Origin of the sequence: Mesorhizobium sp. M7A.F.Ca.CA.004.04.2.1 (assembly GCF_004022825.1) — a bacterium.
GTDB lineage: Bacteria > Pseudomonadota > Alphaproteobacteria > Rhizobiales > Rhizobiaceae > Mesorhizobium.
The window spans coordinates 1-1663 of record NZ_RZPH01001190.1 but is presented as its reverse complement, the minus strand read 5'-3'; the positions used below and the strand labels follow the sequence as shown (position 1 = coordinate 1663).

The window sequence follows — 1663 nt, the reverse complement described above, 5'->3', positions numbered from 1 at the left end:
GTCCTGGCCTTGATCTCATCGGCCGTCTGCTGGCTTATCAGCCCGTTGCTGACGGCGAAGCCAGCAACCAGAGCGACAAGGGCTGCAATGATTGCAGCTTTCACCTTCTTCGACATCCATAGGCGCCTTGTTCATGACACCCAACCCACGGCGAAGGGTGCCGCAACCTTGGCGAAGGGTCAATCCTTTTGGCTGCAGTCTCTGCTCACGTGCAACGAAATCAACTGGTTACAAACGAAAAACGCCGCCCATTGGGCGGCGTTTCGGCATTGCAGCGGGAAACTCAGATTACTTGATCTTGGTTTCCTTGAATTCGACGTGCTTCTTGGCGACCGGGTCGTACTTGCGGAACGACAGCTTGTCGGTCTTGGTGCGGCTGTTCTTGCTGGTCACGTAGAAGAAACCGGTGTCGGCGGTCGACAGAAGCTTGATCTTGATGTTTGCGGCTTTGGCCATGATATCAGTCCGTTTGTTCGTGGGGTTTTGGCCGCTGGAGCACGGGGAAACACCCGGACGCGGGAAACTTGGCGCGACACATAAAGAACGCGCCCGGAAAGTCAAGCCCGGCAAGCCTGGTGCGACCCGCCTGAGCCTGCTGGTGAACGGAAATCATGCGGTTTCTGTCGCCGGTGACGCAACCTTCTTCCAGTCTCCGGTCGTGTTCCACCAGCGATTCGGATTGGCGCGGTCGTCCAGTCCCTTGGAACGGCTGGCGAGAATCGGTTGAATGCGGATCACCGGTTCCTGGTAGGAATGGGCCTGGAAAATCGCCTCGACGACGCGGGCGGCCAGCACCTGATCGTCCGGCAGTTCGAAGGAAACCTCGACCGTGCCGGGCCGCCGCCGCAATTCGGTTTCGGCACCGGCGGCCGCACCGTCAAGCGGCCTGTAGCGTTCGATGCCGTGCGCCGACTGATAGGCATTGCGGTCATATTTGCCCATGGCCAGCGGCGCAATCGCCACCACAGCATCCATGATGCGGTCGACGTCGGCGGCCGGAGCCTGGAAGGTCACGAGCAGAAGCAGTGTCATTCGTAGCGATGTGGTTTCAAAGCCGCTGTCGATCATGGAAGTGTCCTCAAGTGTTTTGGGACACTCTTTTAGCCCTGTGCTCCTGACACGGTTCTGTCAGCAGCCTGCCACCGTGCGCGCCAAATGCAGGGCTGGCGGCAGTTGCGCTACAGCAGGATCTTGCGAACCAACCTGACGGCGACCAAAGCGATATAGGCGGCGAAGAACAGGCCGAGCGACCAGCCGAAGCCGGACGGGCCGAACGCATCCATGCCGATGCCGATCGCCTGCGGGCCGAGCACCATGCCGACACCGTAGCACAGCACGAAGGCGGCGTTGGCCGACGCCAGTTCATGGCCGGAAAGCTGCGAGCCGAGATGGGCAAGGCCGATCGTGTACATGGCAGCGACGACGCCGCCCCAGACGAACAGAAGCGCGGCCATCAAATGCCAATTCTGGGCGAAGAAGGGCATGAAGACGGTGCCGATAAGACCGACCGTGGCGCAGGCAATCAGCAGGTAGCGGCGATCGCTGACGCGATCGCTGATCATGCCGATCGGGATCTGCAACAACACATTGCCGAGGCCGATCATGGTCAGCAGAAGGGCCGCATCGGCCTCGGAATAGCCGATGCGGCTGCCATAGATCGGGA

3 protein-coding genes are annotated in these 1663 nt (G+C 60.4%); all 3 read right to left on the bottom strand.

What is annotated here, in order from left to right; genetic code table 11:
• Positions 1–288: 288 nt before the first annotated feature.
• Entirely contained in the window at positions 289–456 is a 168-nt protein-coding gene (rpmG, locus tag EN893_RS32835; RefSeq protein WP_006201775.1) for a 50S ribosomal protein L33, read from the bottom strand.
• Positions 457–609: 153 nt separating this feature from the next.
• The gene (locus EN893_RS32830) at positions 610–1068 is read right to left on the bottom strand and encodes a hypothetical protein (protein ID WP_127271458.1); all 459 of its coding nucleotides are present in this window, start codon (positions 1066–1068) and stop codon (positions 610–612) included.
• Positions 1069–1178: 110 nt separating this feature from the next.
• The coding region (locus EN893_RS32825; protein ID WP_164901339.1) for an MFS transporter at positions 1179–1663 on the bottom strand (485 nt) is incomplete at its 5' end.

Bases quoted from the DNA above. Each gene is read 5' to 3' on its own strand.
- rpmG (WP_006201775.1), bottom strand. From the start codon at position 456: ATGGCCAAAGCCGCAAACATCAAGATCAAGCTTCTGTCGACCGCCGAC.
- EN893_RS32830 (WP_127271458.1), bottom strand. From the start codon at position 1,068: ATGATCGACAGCGGCTTTGAAACCACATCGCTACGAATGACACTGCTT.